Raw genomic sequence first — 14,188 nt, forward strand, 5'->3', positions numbered from 1 at the left:
GGAAAAAAGGGTTCTTTAGAACCCTCCTCTATATTTATATGTGTTTGAAACTTTGTCTATCGCTACGATATATGCAGCTATTCTCAAAGATACGTTGTATTGCTGAGATACTTCATATACATGGTTAAATGAGGTCTTCATGATACGGTCAGATCGCCTGTTTACACGCTCTCTCGTCCACTTGTAGCCCAATCTATTTTGTACCCACTCGAAGTATGAAACCGTCACACCCCCAGCATTGGCCAAGATGTCTGGTACAGCCCAAACATCATTTTCTTTCAGTATCGCATCGGCTTTTGCAGAGGTCGGGCCATTCGCTCCTTCTACGATTAGCTTTGCTTTGATCTTACCCGCATTGTCTTGCGTGATCACATCCTCCATCGCGGCAGGGATCAGCACATCTACGTCCAAGAACAACAGTTCATCCCCAGGGATTTGCTCTGCCCCTTCGAAACCTTCGAGGCTTCTATTGTTGGCATCTCTATAAGCTATCGCGTCTGCGATATTGATTCCATTGTCATTGAAGTAGGCACCTGAGATATCACTCACTGCGACTACTTTTACCCCTCTCTCTTCTAGCAGCTTAGCGGCCCATGAGCCAACATTACCAAAACCTTGAATCGCACACTTAGCATTGAACGGGTTAACCTGCCTTTTTTCCATTGCACTGAGTGCAGAGATCATCACGCCACGACCTGTCGCTTCGGTACGCCCAAGTGACCCTCCTAGTACTAGAGGTTTTCCAGTCACGACGGCATTGACCGTCATGCCCTGAGATTTCGAATATTCATCCATCATCCACGCCATCTCTCTCGGCCCTGTACCCATATCTGGCGCAGGAATATCACGATCTGGCCCGAAAACTTCAATCAATGTTTGTGTATAGGTTCTAGTGAGACGCTCGATCTCGCCAGCAGACATCTCACGTGGATTACATTTGATTCCACCTTTGGCACCCCCATAAGGAATATCCACCACAGCACACTTCCACGTCATCCACGCTGCGAGTGCTTTAACTTCATCTAAGTTGACCCCCATATCAAAACGTACACCGCCTTTGGATGGACCTAAGATATTAGAATGAATCACACGATACCCTTCGAATACACGAATCGATCCGTCATCCATAGTGACTGGTAAAGAAACTATCGCTTGTTTATACGGAGATTTTAAGACGTTGTAAATTTCGTCATCTAGACCTAGTGCCTGAGCGGCCACATTAAATCTAGACATCATAGACTCGAAAGGATTTTCTTTGTCCTTAATTGGAGCAGGCTCTATGTATCCCATTTCTGTGTTTGTTGTTTGTTATGAAACAAATGTAATCATTCAATAAACTAATACGAGCGTTTCCATTCTAATAATATGAGCTAGTATTTCATGCAGAATTTTAGAAATATCACAATGAATGGGACTGACAATAACAACCCATCAAAGCGATCCAAAAACCCTCCATGCCCTGGTAGTTTTCGTCCAGAGTCTTTGATCTGCATGCTGCGCTTAAACAGCGACTCGATCAAGTCTCCATACGTACCGCAGACGATAATGATTAGGGAAATCACAATCCATTGCCATCTTTCTAAATCATGAAAATAATACGAAACGCCTAAGGCAAAAACCATGGACAGAATAGCTCCTCCGACGCTGCCTTCCCATGACTTTTTGGGAGAGACACGCTCAAATAATTTTCTCTTGCCGAACTGAATACCAGCAAAGTATGCTCCTGTATCACTTGCCCAAAGGATCAGAAATAAACCTATAATGATTTGATAACTATAGTGCCCCATCGAAAACGCCGCAACACTGAGTAGAGAGATGGGAAGTGCCACATAAAATATCCCTAAAAAAGTAAAAGCAATATTCGTAAAAGGCTTCTTTTCATCCTTTTTGTAGAGCTTGATGAAGTAAACGCCAGATGTAAGTGGCAGAATGATATAAAACCAATCTGTATCATAAATATGGCCTGAAGACCCTAAAAAGAATAAAGTGAAGATCAAAACACCCATCAAAGTACCATAGGTTTTCAGTGGGATAATGCCATTGGCCTGGATCAACTTGTAAAACTCAAGCTGTGTCATCACCGCCAAAAACAAAAAAGCACCAAAGAAACCCCACTGGTCATAGGCTACCACAAAAATCGTAAATGCAGCACCCAATATTCCCGTCACGAGTCTTTTCGCCAAATCGGCAAATTTATTATTCGAAGTTGATGTCATCCTTTATAATCTTAATCGCTCTCATCACGTAATCAGCCGTCACGTGCACCTCAAACTGTCCCAAATGATACGCAGCATCTTGCTTATTAACTAACACGGGCTGAAGACCAAGGTCTTCCAACACGGCTACCACGATATTCGCTCGGTATTCGTTTTTGTCAGAATAAACTTTTTGCCATTCGCTCATATTTTTTGTTGGTCTTTAAACTGTTTTGTGAATAGCACAAAAAGCCCAATGCCTATAATAGCGAATATGCCTACGCTTTCCAAAGGAATACTTTCGGTATTTTCAATATCAAAATCTACCCAGTCATTTTGGTATAGATAGAGCATCAAAATAGTCAACCCATTGTTGACAAAGTGTGCCAAAATCGCATAGAGTAGATTACCCGAGTAATAGTAAAAATATCCAAACAAAGCCCCCAACAACATCCGCGGCACGAACCCAAAAAACTGAAAATGAAACGCGCTAAACAACATAGCCGTTACCCAAATCGCAACATGCGGATTTTTAAACCCACGTATTAAGTATTTTTGGATCAAACCTCGAAACAGTAGCTCTTCACCAACAGCTGGCAACACCGCTACCACCAGAAAAATGACGATAAAATAAGGGACAGTATCCATCTCTGTCAAAAACTCCGTCATACGCATCGCTGCTTCTTCTTTAGCCTTAGCCCAAGACTGGAAAGGCTCAGGAAACACCAAGTCAGCATTCCACTCAATCACGACACTATCAACGACTATGAACGAAAATACCATAGCGATCACCAGCAGAACCACTTTGAAATCAATCTCTCTCGGTCTAAAATCATCCAGCAAACCGCGCTTTTCGTGATGGTATATATAAAGTAAGGGCGCTGCTATAAATCCACTCGATGCAGTCAAAAAATGAAACAATACTATCGGCCATTTCAGTTCAGGGTATTGATTGATCTGAGCCATGGCCGTGAGCAATTCAGCAACACCCATTCCCGTAACAGGGACTAAAAGTAGCAGGGCAAGGAACTGAGCTATAAATAAAGTCGCCAAAACATAGCCCATAATAATCAGGGACTGAAGCAAAGGTTTTTTTTCGGCGGAAAGCAATTCTGACATGGTATTGGGACTAGATGCGAATTACGCCCTCCCGACAATTTCCGCAGGACGACTAACATGCCCATTTGAATCTCCGAGAATACACGTAACTTTGTGGCAAAAATGTTCTGATAAATCGAATAATCAAAAACTATTGTTCGATTGGTCTGTAGATAAAAAACGAATACCCATGGTCAAAATCGGAGATATAGAGATAGGAGAGTTTCCACTGCTACTAGCACCTATGGAGGATGTGAGTGATCCCCCGTTTCGTGCGGTATGCAAGGAGAATGGTGCTGACCTGATGTATACCGAGTTCATCTCCTCCGAAGGGCTGATCCGAGATGCTGCCAAAAGCCTTCAGAAACTAGACATCTACGACTATGAACGGCCGATAGGAATACAGATTTTTGGAGACAAAATCGAATCTATGCGCGAGGCAGCAGCGATCGCCGAAGAAGCCAACCCAGAACTCATCGACATCAACTACGGCTGTCCTGTCAAAAAGGTAGCTTGTAAGGGAGCTGGTGCTGGTATTCTTTTGGATATCCCAAAAATGGAAGAAATGACTGCCGAGATCGTTAAGCGTGTCGAAAAACCCGTGACCGTCAAAACCCGTCTCGGCTGGGATCACGACACCATCAAAATCATCGAAGTAGCCAAACGACTTCAAGGCGTAGGTATACAGGCACTAACCATCCACGGACGTACAAGGGCACAGATGTACAAGGGCGAAGCTGATTGGTCATTGATAGAAGAGGTCAAAAACCACCCAGACATTCACATCCCGATCTTTGGCAATGGTGATATCGACTCGCCAGAGAAGGCCAAACTATACCGAGAGACTTACGGCGTAGATGGCATCATGATCGGCCGAGCTGCTATTGGTTACCCTTGGATATTCAACGAGATCAAACACTACTTCGCCACTGGAGAAATTCTACCTCCGCCTACTCTGGAGCAACGCATAGAGACCGTGAAGTCACACCTGAAATTCTCTGTAGAATGGAAGGGAGACAAAAAAGGCATCTTCGAAATGAGAAGACACTACACCAACTATTTCCGTGGGATTCAAGGAATAAAGCCCTATAGAGCGCGACTCGTCGAAACGCCCACTTTCGAAGACACTTTATTGGTTTTGGATGAAATAGGAGAGGTCTTTGGGGCAGTTGGTGTTTAATATGATTTCACTATCATGAATTTATAAACCCGTCATGATCGTAGATATAATCAATTCATGTGAAAAATAATCAAAACAGATTGGCTTGGGTACTCCTCGCACTGATCTCCCTAATCTGGGGTAGTTCATTTATCCTGATCAAAAAAGGACTGGTATTATTCTCTGCTGATGAAGTCGGTACTTTACGAATCTTTATGGCTTCTTTGGTACTGCTCCCTTTTGGGATACGAGCAATAGGTCGAGTACCTCGTAAAAAGCTACCCTATATATTCATAGTCGGGTTTGTGGGCAGCTACATTCCGTCCATGCTTTTTGCGCTAGCGCAAACACGTGTCGATAGTGCGATTACTGGCGTAATCAATTCCTTTACACCCATTTTCGTTTCGCTATTCGGGGCTTTGTTCTTTCAGCTCCAGATGTCTGGGCGCTCCGTTGCTGGAGTGGTTATCGGTCTGCTCGGCTGTATCTTTATTCTACTCGGGGGTGCCAACTTCCAAATCAGCGGCATCAACTACTATGGCTTCTTGATTCTCGCCGCTACACTCATGTACGGTATCAATGCCAACATCATCAAAAGCTTCCTTCCGGAGGTAAAAGCACTCGATATCACGGCTCTGTCCTTTACACTCATCTTTCCGATCTGTGGAAGCTATCTGTTTTGGGGAACTGGGTTCTCGGACAAAATCAGTACTGACCCTCAATTCCTGAAAGCCTTTGGGTACATCGCAACACTCGGCGTGCTCGGTACAGCATTGGCGATGTTTATCTTTAACAACCTCGTCAAAATCGCCTCGCCTGTGTTTGCAGCATCCTGCACCTACATCATACCTGTCATCGCGATAGGCTGGGGACTGATCGATGGCGAAACATTGAACATTTACCAGTACCTCGGCATTGTGATTGTTTTGACGGGTGTCTATCTTGCCAATCGTAAGTAATCGCATGGTAGAAAAAGAAGAGTTTTCCATAATCAGTCGAGACGGCACACAGTTGGCCGGGTATGAATACCTCGTGGACACACCTAAAGCATTGATCTGCATGATCCATGGTCTGGGCGAACATGCTGGGAGGTATGAGCATGTAGCACAGTTCTTTTGTAATCAACAGGTTGCCTTTTATGTAATCGACATGCGCGGACATGGTGACTCAGAAGGGAAAAGAGGACATGCCGCTAGTCACGAAGCATTGCTAGAGGATGTAGAAGAACTCATGATGTATGCCCGGTCGGAGTTCAACGATCTACCGATGTTCTTGTACGGTCACAGTATGGGCGGTGGGGTAGTGGCCAACTACTGCCTACTGCGCAATACCGGCGAACTATCTGGTGCAATCCTATCATCGCCATGGCTCAGCCTAGTCGATACGCCCCCTGCTTGGAAAATCACTCTAGCAAATAAGGTCGCAAAAGTATGGCCTTCCTTTACTCAGTCCAATGAGCTAAGTCAACACATGCTCACCAATGACCCAGCGGTCAATGAAGCCTACATGCAAGACGCAAAGGTCTTTGGTAAAATCTCGGTAAAGCTATTTAGTGAGGCACAAACTCAAGGTCAATGGGCCATTGAAAATACCGATCGGCTAAAACTCCCTCTATTTGTGTTTCACGGAGAAGACGACCCTATTACCTCCCCAGCGGCTTCTAAAGAGTTTTCAGAACAGCGCCCAGAACTCATCACTTACACCACCTACCCAGACACCAAGCACGAGCCTCACAATGACCTCAAAAAAGAAGAGGTCTTAGAAAATGTCATGCGCTGGATGGATGGAATGATCAGATAATTTTTCAAAATAGCTGTCTGTTATTTTAATAGATACGAAATTACAGCATTATTCGAATTGCCTTTTCTAAGTAAGAATCACTTTAGCTTCTCATTATCCTTATGCCTGGTCGCATCACGTTGGGTTTTCTTTTCTAGGTTCTTTTGGAATGCTTCGGTAAGGTTGATTCCCGTTTGGTTAGCAAGACAGATCAGTACCCATAGTACATCTGCCATTTCATCGCCTAGGTCTTTGCCTAAATCAGATTTTTTGAAAGACTGATCCCCATAGGTTCTAGCCATGATCCGCGCCAGTTCACCTACCTCCTCGGTCAAGATTGCCATATTGGTGAGCTCACTAAAATAGCGAACGCCATAGGTTTTGATCCAGTCGTCTACCTTTGATTGAGCTTCTTCGATCGTCATTATTGTCTGTTTTTTGAGTCTATGATGATGGTGACAGGGCCGTCATTAACCAATGATACTTTCATGTCCGCACCGAACTCTCCCGTCTCTATTGGTTTTCCTAAATCTGCTTCTAATTGCGCTATCATTTGTTCATAGAGCGGTATGGCTATTTCTGGCTTAGCTGCTTTGATATAGGAGGGACGATTGCCCTTTTTGGTACTGGCATGAAGTGTAAACTGGCTAATCAGCAGTATGTTACCATCTACCTCTAGAAGGCTTCTATTCATGACACCTGATTCGTCTTCGAATAGGCGCATATTGACTACTTTTCTACTGAGCCACTGTATATCCTCTGTAGTATCCTCATCGGCGATACCTACCAGCAACATCAATCCTACACCTATGCTACCTTTGAGATTGCCTTCAATACTTACAGATGCCTCAAGCGACTTCTGAACGACTACTATCAAATTGGTATTCTTTTTTCTGAGCGATTTTTTTCATCTCCAGCGGCTTATGAATATGAACGCCTGTTTCGCCACTGGTAGCGACATAGTACATCGCATCAGCGACTTGTGACCCCTTAATTGCCCAAAAACGCAGACGAGAACCTATGATGAAAAATGATAAAATGGAAGAGGCTAACTTGGCCATTTCTTCCCACAGCCTAAAGTGAGGTCGATAACCCAATAAAAGAGATGGCTGATAAATATGTAAAGTCTCTAGACCCAGCTCCTTGAGTGCTTCTTCGAGTTGACCTTTTACCGAATTGTAAAATAAGCCTGACTCTGCACTCGCACCGTACGAGGACACAAGATTAAAAGTCTTGAATTGAGCATCAGATTGGGCGAGTTTAGCTAGCTCCATGGGATAGGTAAAGTCGACTCTGTAAAATGCCTCTTTAGTTTTTGCCTGATCCATCGTTGTACCAATACAGCAATAATAATCTTGCGCCGAGAACTGGCCTTTGAGGTTTTCGAGTTCATCGAAACTGACAAGATGCTCTTCGATTCGATTGTCCTTGACTTCTAGTGACCGCCTACCCAAAATGAGGATTTTTGAATAATAGTCCTTGCTGAGTAAAGTACTTAGCAGTTCTCTACCGACTAATCCAGTAGCTCCCACTATCAATGCTGTTTTACCTCCCATTTATGATTCTAGTTAGAATTGGACTAAAAAATTAGACACTTACCTATCAAGAAGCAAATAATTACACAAGTAATTGAAAAATAACAAGATGGCTGTTTCTAAAAACAAAAAACCCATAGACCAAGATCTATGGGTTTTCTTTAAATTCGTTGATATTGGATCACTTTTCGACGTGTTCAGCCAAGACCAATACCTTATTATTTAGGACTTCAACCACCCCCCCGTCGATCGCCATGTGCGTCTCTTCGGTTTTTTTGTTGTGAGTGATGACCATTTTCAAATCCCCTTTGCCAAGTGAGCTAACCATAGCGGCGTGATCATTCAAAACCTGAAAAGATCCTTTGCTACCAGGAAAGGTCGCATGATCTACTTCTCCTTCGAATATTTTTTCGTCTGGTGTAATGATCTCTAAAAACATATCCTTATGCGTTAGCTTCTGCCATAATTTTCTCACCTTTCGCTACAGCATCTTCGATACCTCCTACGAGGTTAAATGCTGCTTCTGGTAGATGATCATATTTACCTGCCATGATCTCATTGAATCCTTTGATGGTTTCTTTGATATCAACTAGCACACCTTTCAGTCCTGTAAACTGCTCTGCTACATGGAAAGGCTGGGACAAGAAACGTTGTACTCTTCTCGCTCTGTGTACGACTTGCTTGTCTTCGTCAGACAATTCGTCCATACCGAGAATAGCAATGATATCTTGTAGTTCTTTGTATCTCTGTAAAATCTCGATTACGTTCTGAGCACAGTCATAGTGCTCATCACCTACGATCTCTCTAGAGAGAATTCTAGAGGTAGAATCTAGTGGATCCACCGCTGGGTAGATACCTAGCTCTGAGATCTTTCTAGAAAGTACTGTCGTAGCATCCAAGTGAGCAAATGTGGTCGCTGGTGCAGGGTCAGTCAAATCATCCGCAGGTACATAAACGGCCTGTACTGAAGTAATCGACCCGTTTTTGGTAGAGGTAATTCTCTCCTGCATGGCACCCATCTCAGTCGCGAGTGTAGGCTGGTAACCTACCGCTGATGGCATACGACCTAGAAGAGCCGATACCTCAGATCCCGCTTGAGTAAATCTAAAGATGTTATCTACGAAGAAAAGGATATCTTTTCCTTCACCGTCGCCTTCACCATCTCTAAAATATTCTGCAACTGTCAATCCAGAAAGTGCTACTCTAGCTCTTGCCCCTGGAGGCTCGTTCATCTGACCGAACACGAATGTTGCTTTAGATTCTTGTAATTTTTTCTTATCAACTTTGGACAGATCCCATCCGCCGCTTTCCATAGATTCTAGGAATTCGTCACCGTAAGTTACGATACCAGATTCGATCATCTCTCTGAGCAGGTCATTACCCTCACGAGTTCTTTCACCTACCCCAGCGAATACTGACAAACCACCGTGTCCTTTGGCGATGTTATTGATGAGCTCTTGGATCAAAACCGTTTTACCCACACCAGCACCACCGAATAGACCAATCTTACCTCCTTTGGCATACGGCTCGATCAAGTCGATTACTTTGATACCTGTAAATAGAATTTCAGTAGATGTCGATAGATCTTCAAAAGCAGGAGCTGCTCTGTGGATAGGAAGCGACTTTTCTCCTTTAGGCTGCTCGATACCATCGATCGCTTCACCTACTACGTTGAATAGTCGTCCTTTGATATCTTCTCCGATAGGCATAGTGATAGGCGAACCAGTATCGATTACTTCCATACCTCTAGTCATCCCTTCGGTACCTTCCATCGCAATCGTTCTTACTCTATCTTCTCCTAAGTGCTGCTGGCACTCGAGGATTACTTTCTGACCGTTTTCTTTGGTCACGTAGAGCGCATCCAAAATATTTGGAATCTTAGACCCTTCAGCCTCGAAGCTTACGTCCACTACTGGGCCAATAACTTGTGTGATTTTACCACTATTTGCCATTTCTAGATATTTTATTCTATGAAAATTGTGTCCTATTTTTTCAGTGGGCGAAGTTAAGGTAAGTTTGACTAATCCCCAACTATCGTATTTGTTTTTGACTCGATCACGATCTGAGCGAGATTCTGAACGTGGTTCCTTTGCTATCAGAGTGTTTCACATAGATTTTTCCTTTATGGTATATATCTATAATTCGTTTGACCAAAGTAAGACCTAGCCCCCAGCCACGCTTCTTCGTAGAATAGCCTGGTTGGAAGATTTTCTGAAACATCGATTTGGGAATCCCTTTGCCTGTATCTGATATATCGACTACCACGTGACCTTCGTTTGCTTTCAAGATTTTGATGTTAATCTCTCCATCACCGACCATGGCATCTACTGCGTTTTTGCACAGGTTCTCAATCACCCACTCAAAAAGAGGGATATTCAGATTGGCTTCCAACTCGTTGTTCGGAAAACAACTGATTGTGAAAATGACTTTGGACGAGAGCCTTCTTTTGAGATAAAGCACTGTTTCGTTGATGACATCATATACGTTGGCATTCTCTAGGAGTGGTTCTGATCCGATGTTTGAAAACCGGGAAGTAATCATATTAAGACGCTCGACATCTTTTTCGAGTTCCACAATAATCTCTTTGTCGGTCAGGTTTTCATCGGTTTTGAGGTATTCTACCCACGCCATGAGCGATGAGATCGGGGTGCCTAACTGGTGGGCGGTTTCTTTGGCCATCCCGACCCATACTCTGTTTTGCTCTGCCACTTTGGAGTAATTGAATATCAAAAAGGCGATCATTCCAAATATGCCTATGATGGATAGCTGAACCACAGGGTAATATTTGAGCTGCGCTAGGAGTGAGGAGTTTCGAAAATAGATAAACTGATAGCCTGTAATGCTGCCATCACCGCTGCGAAGCGTCACCAGTAAAGGCTCATGCTGAGACTCCATGATCTCTAACTCTTCTTTCAAAATACTATTGCGTTCCTTGACCGTCTGCGCTCTATCAGCACGTGGGATATTTCGCGAGTCGAGTGGTTTTCCTATCTCATCCGTAACGATGACGGGGATAGACTTATTGGACACAATGATCTCTTCGAAGACAAAATTGATTCCCGAATTACTTGGCTGGTTTGCGAGATACTCTAGGGTATTGGCATATAGGCTGATGGATTTTTCCTCTCGGTTCTTGAGCTGACTCACCAGCATATTGGTATAATATATCGAGACCAAACTAATGATGATCGATACGACCAATACGACCCATTTGAATTTGGATCTATTTCGGTACAATTCTAAAGAGGTATTTGATTTAGATAAAATCGCCATTCACTGCTGTTGTGTTGAGACAAATATAAGGGCAGTTTAATTTGAATATCTGATGATCTTCATAGTTTTGATTTTTTAACGCTATTCTGGACAGGCCAATTCATGTATAAGCAAACCATCCTAGTTCTAATATTGTTCCTTGTGACGTCAAAAACACATGCACAGCGCGTGGCTCTCGTACTCAGTGGCGGTGGAGCCAAAGGCCTAGCGCATGCAGGGGTAATTCAGGCTTTGGAAGAAAATAACATTCCCATAGATTATGTCATCGGTACCTCTATGGGTAGTGTGGTCGGTGGTCACTATGTCGCAGGGTATAGTGCTAAGCAAATCTCCGAACTAGCCCAATCTCAGAAAATGCAAAACTGGATCGACGGGATAATGGAAAAGCAATACCAAGTCAACAATATCGATAAAGTGCCAGACCCCTCATGGCTCTCTCTCAAAATCGATTTGGATTCCATCGCTAGGCCTACGCTGGACATGAATATGGACAATGATTTTACACTCAATATTCATTTAGCAGAGCAGTTTGCTGAGGCATCACGAATAGCTGAAAGTAATTTTGACAGCCTATTTGTGCCTTTTCGATCAACTGCATCGAACATCTTTGAAGAAACCCCTGTCACGATAGACAGTGGCAATTTGTACGAAGCAGTCCGTGCTTCTATGTCCATACCATTCATCTACCGACCAGTCAGGATTGACGGTAAGCTGCTCCTAGATGGAGGAATCTATGACAATTTTCCCGTTGACATAGCCAAGGCTGCGTTCAAACCTGATGTCATCATAGGTGTCAATGTCGGGGACAAAGTAGCTGCCGAATATCCCTACGATACCGACGAAAGACAAATGGCCGAATCAGTTGTCTTCCTTTTGTTAAACAAAGCTGACCCTAGGGAACTTTCGGATAAAGACATCTTTCTTGATGTAGATGTCTCCGAATACGGTGCATTAGCGTTTGACATGGCCAAAGAAATCTACCAGCTCGGTTATGAAACCGCTCTAGCACAAATGAGTGAAATAAAAACCAAAATAGAGCGAAGAGTAGATCAAGATGAAATCACCCTGAAGCGAAAAGAGTTTAATTCCCGCAAACAAAAAATTACTTTTGATACCATCACTATAGATGGGTTCAACCCTAAAAAGAGCCAATACATTTCAAAAAGTTTTGACAAAACTCGACCACTCGATTTTGAAGCAATTCAAAAAGGGTATTTCAATTTGATTTCTGACGATTACTTTGCTAATCTTTTTCCTAGTTACACGCTCGGAGATAAAAATTCTTTTGAACTCCGAGGAAACAATGACCCAAAACTTCGGTCTAGAATCGGTGGTAGTATTACCACACGACACATTTCGTATTTCTTTCTAGAATTAAACTTGAAACGCCTTTCGGGCATCATGGAAGATTACTCGCTACAGGCCTACCTAGGCCGGTTTTATACCTCACTTGCACTGCGTACTAATTTTAAACTAAGAGGTCAGCGACAGTGGTCTCTTCAAGCTGAATCTATATTAAACCAATGGGATTATCTAAGTGCATCTGACTATCTACTCAAAGGAAATCAGTTAGCTCCTCTCAAACGCAATGACCTCAAAATAGGTATGCGCTTAAATACCGTTCTCAATAGAAATTTCAGCCTTAACTACAACGCAGCCTTTATCGCGAATACGGATAAGGTCCACAATGAGCAAAACCCATTGAGTGTTGATTTTGACAACTTTGATCTAGCCGGTATTCGTACTGGCTTTGGGCTCTATCACAACGGACTCAATGATCCCGAATTTCCAACACGAGGAAGCCGGTTGACCGTAAATCTAGATTATTTCTATGCACTGAGTACTTTACGATATGGTCAACAGCAGAGCACAGACCTAGAAGAAACCTTAGAGTGGTCACGCGTCAAAGTTCGAGGAGACAAATATTGGCAATTAACCAATCGCTTAAGTTGGGGAGCCAAAGCAGAAATGGTGCTATCCAACCAACCCACTATGGGGACAGCCCTAACCACATCTATCAACCTACCGGCTTTTTATCCACATCAGGTGAGTCGTACACTCTACTTAAGAAACTTCCGAGGCAGAAACTACCTAGCCATAGGAACCGTCGGCAGCTTATCTTTATACAAAAACCTAAGCTTTCGATTAGAGGGATATGCTTTCCAATCTTTTGATTATTTGGAGGATACACCAGAGCTCACCTTCCAAACGAACAGTTTCGACTCTAAGTTTACCGCTTCGTCATCACTAGTTCTCAAAACAATCATTGGACCCGTTAGCTTTCAAGCCAACTATTACGAAGGAGAGATTGATAATTGGGGGCTTCTGTTAAGAGTAGGATACTTGCTTTTCAACAAGCAATCCTTAGAATAAAAGATATTTTATCATAAATTCTAGATATTTGAGCCTAAACTAAACAATTGAATGAAAGTCCTACCACCTAAACTTATCACACTGTTGCTATTTATTGCAATATCTACTGCCAGTCTAGCGCAGCAAAATGAAAAGCTCATCCGTATCACTGGTACTGTGATCGACCCGAACTCCAATGAGCCTATCCAAGCCAGTGTATTCTACGAAAAACTACCATACTATGACGATATGGGTATTTCATCTACCAACCAGAGCAATGGTGTCTATGAGTTTAGTCTCATAGAAAATCAAAAATATATCATCACTGTCAAGGCAGATGGCTACAAACCTATCTCTGAAGAGTTCGAGGTAATAGACAAAGGTGTTGGCTTGATAGAAAAGAATTTCAAAATGCAACCAGACGCCATGCATGAAAAAATCAGTCTAGACAACCTCATCTTCTCTAGAGGCAAGGCAGACATCAGTGAAGAATCATATACTGAGCTAGATGATTTTGCGGACTGGTTAGAAAAACGACCCAATGCCGTTGTTCAACTAGAAGGGCATACCGACTTTCAGGGAAATGCTGAAGCCAATATGAGACTCTCCGAAGAGCGCGTTTTAGCAGTCAAAGAGTATTTGACAAAAAAAGGAATTAAGAAAAGCAGAATTAAAACAAAGGCATTCGGTGGCACGGAACCTTTGACACGAGAAAGAACGCCTGAAGCCCGCGCAAAAAACAGGCGAGTTGAGGTCAGAATTATTCAACAATAAAATATTTTGAATACCTTTGAATC

Annotated in this window: 15 protein-coding genes; 5 read left to right on the forward strand and 10 right to left on the reverse strand. The window is 43.1% G+C overall.

Annotation, left to right across the window (positions count from 1 at the left end; genetic code table 11):
* Positions 1-15 precede the first annotated feature (15 nt).
* The 4 genes from BUB99_RS08910 to BUB99_RS08925 all read right to left on the reverse strand — a co-directional run bounded on the left by BUB99_RS08910 (position 16) and on the right by BUB99_RS08925 (position 3,314).
* Positions 16-1,290 (reverse strand): Glu/Leu/Phe/Val family dehydrogenase, encoded by a 1,275-nt coding sequence (locus BUB99_RS08910; protein WP_073121608.1) that lies wholly within the window; start codon positions 1,288-1,290, stop codon positions 16-18.
* A gap of 80 nt (positions 1,291-1,370) precedes the next feature.
* On the reverse strand, positions 1,371-2,183 hold the full coding sequence (locus tag BUB99_RS08915; RefSeq protein WP_317041713.1) for a phosphatidate cytidylyltransferase: 813 nt from the start codon (positions 2,181-2,183) through the stop codon (positions 1,371-1,373).
* 13 nt (positions 2,184-2,196) lie between these two features.
* Entirely contained in the window at positions 2,197-2,403 is a 207-nt protein-coding gene (locus BUB99_RS08920) for a DUF2007 domain-containing protein (protein ID WP_073121612.1), read from the reverse strand.
* Positions 2,400-3,314 (reverse strand): CPBP family intramembrane glutamic endopeptidase, encoded by a 915-nt coding sequence (locus BUB99_RS08925; RefSeq protein ID WP_073121613.1) that lies wholly within the window; start codon positions 3,312-3,314, stop codon positions 2,400-2,402. Before BUB99_RS08925 ends, BUB99_RS08920 begins: the two co-directional genes overlap by 4 nt.
* 169 nt (positions 3,315-3,483) lie before the next feature.
* Here BUB99_RS08925 and dusB point away from each other — a divergent pair, with 169 nt between their 5' ends.
* The 3 genes from dusB to BUB99_RS08940 are packed head-to-tail and all read left to right on the forward strand — an operon-like array spanning position 3,484 to position 6,252.
* The gene (gene dusB, locus BUB99_RS08930) at positions 3,484-4,473 is read left to right on the forward strand and encodes a tRNA dihydrouridine synthase DusB (protein WP_073121819.1); all 990 of its coding nucleotides are present in this window, start codon (positions 3,484-3,486) and stop codon (positions 4,471-4,473) included.
* 59 nt (positions 4,474-4,532) lie between these two features.
* Positions 4,533-5,411, forward strand: coding sequence for a DMT family transporter (locus BUB99_RS08935; RefSeq protein ID WP_245816817.1), 879 nt, complete (start codon positions 4,533-4,535; stop codon positions 5,409-5,411).
* Positions 5,412-5,415: 4 nt separating this feature from the next.
* Positions 5,416-6,252: an alpha/beta hydrolase gene (locus BUB99_RS08940; RefSeq protein ID WP_073121617.1), complete on the forward strand. Its 837-nt coding sequence runs from the start codon at positions 5,416-5,418 to the stop codon at positions 6,250-6,252.
* Between the two features lie 77 nt (positions 6,253-6,329).
* Here BUB99_RS08940 and BUB99_RS08945 read toward each other — a convergent pair whose 3' ends face one another.
* From BUB99_RS08945 to BUB99_RS08970, 6 genes are all read right to left on the reverse strand, one after another.
* On the reverse strand, positions 6,330-6,656 hold the full coding sequence (locus BUB99_RS08945) for a nucleotide pyrophosphohydrolase (protein WP_073121619.1): 327 nt from the start codon (positions 6,654-6,656) through the stop codon (positions 6,330-6,332).
* Entirely contained in the window at positions 6,656-7,108 is a 453-nt protein-coding gene (gene dtd, locus BUB99_RS08950) for a D-aminoacyl-tRNA deacylase (protein WP_073121621.1), read from the reverse strand. Before dtd ends, BUB99_RS08945 begins: the two co-directional genes overlap by 1 nt.
* Positions 7,080-7,787 carry an NAD-dependent epimerase/dehydratase family protein gene (locus BUB99_RS08955; RefSeq protein WP_073121623.1) on the reverse strand — a complete coding sequence of 236 codons (708 nt, stop codon included), beginning with the start codon at positions 7,785-7,787 and terminating at the stop codon, positions 7,080-7,082. The genes dtd and BUB99_RS08955 overlap by 29 nt, the downstream gene beginning before the upstream one ends.
* Before the next feature lie 160 nt (positions 7,788-7,947).
* Entirely contained in the window at positions 7,948-8,205 is a 258-nt protein-coding gene (gene atpC / locus BUB99_RS08960; protein ID WP_073121625.1) for an ATP synthase F1 subunit epsilon, read from the reverse strand.
* Positions 8,206-8,209: 4 nt separating this feature from the next.
* Positions 8,210-9,718 carry a F0F1 ATP synthase subunit beta gene (gene atpD / locus BUB99_RS08965; RefSeq protein WP_073121627.1) on the reverse strand — a complete coding sequence of 503 codons (1,509 nt, stop codon included), beginning with the start codon at positions 9,716-9,718 and terminating at the stop codon, positions 8,210-8,212.
* Positions 9,719-9,821: 103 nt separating this feature from the next.
* Complete coding sequence (locus BUB99_RS08970) at positions 9,822-11,039, reverse strand: sensor histidine kinase (protein WP_073121629.1); 1,218 nt, start codon at positions 11,037-11,039, stop codon at positions 9,822-9,824.
* A gap of 141 nt (positions 11,040-11,180) precedes the next feature.
* Between BUB99_RS08970 and BUB99_RS08975 the strand changes: the two genes are divergently transcribed.
* On the forward strand, positions 11,181-13,412 hold the full coding sequence (locus tag BUB99_RS08975; protein ID WP_170863766.1) for a patatin-like phospholipase family protein: 2,232 nt from the start codon (positions 11,181-11,183) through the stop codon (positions 13,410-13,412).
* Positions 13,413-13,463: 51 nt separating this feature from the next.
* The gene (locus BUB99_RS08980) at positions 13,464-14,165 is read left to right on the forward strand and encodes an OmpA family protein (protein ID WP_073121633.1); all 702 of its coding nucleotides are present in this window, start codon (positions 13,464-13,466) and stop codon (positions 14,163-14,165) included.
* The last annotated feature ends 23 nt before the right edge of the window (positions 14,166-14,188 follow it).

Origin of the sequence: Reichenbachiella agariperforans (assembly GCF_900142205.1) — a bacterium.
Taxonomy (GTDB): Bacteria; Bacteroidota; Bacteroidia; order Cytophagales; family Cyclobacteriaceae; genus Reichenbachiella; species Reichenbachiella agariperforans.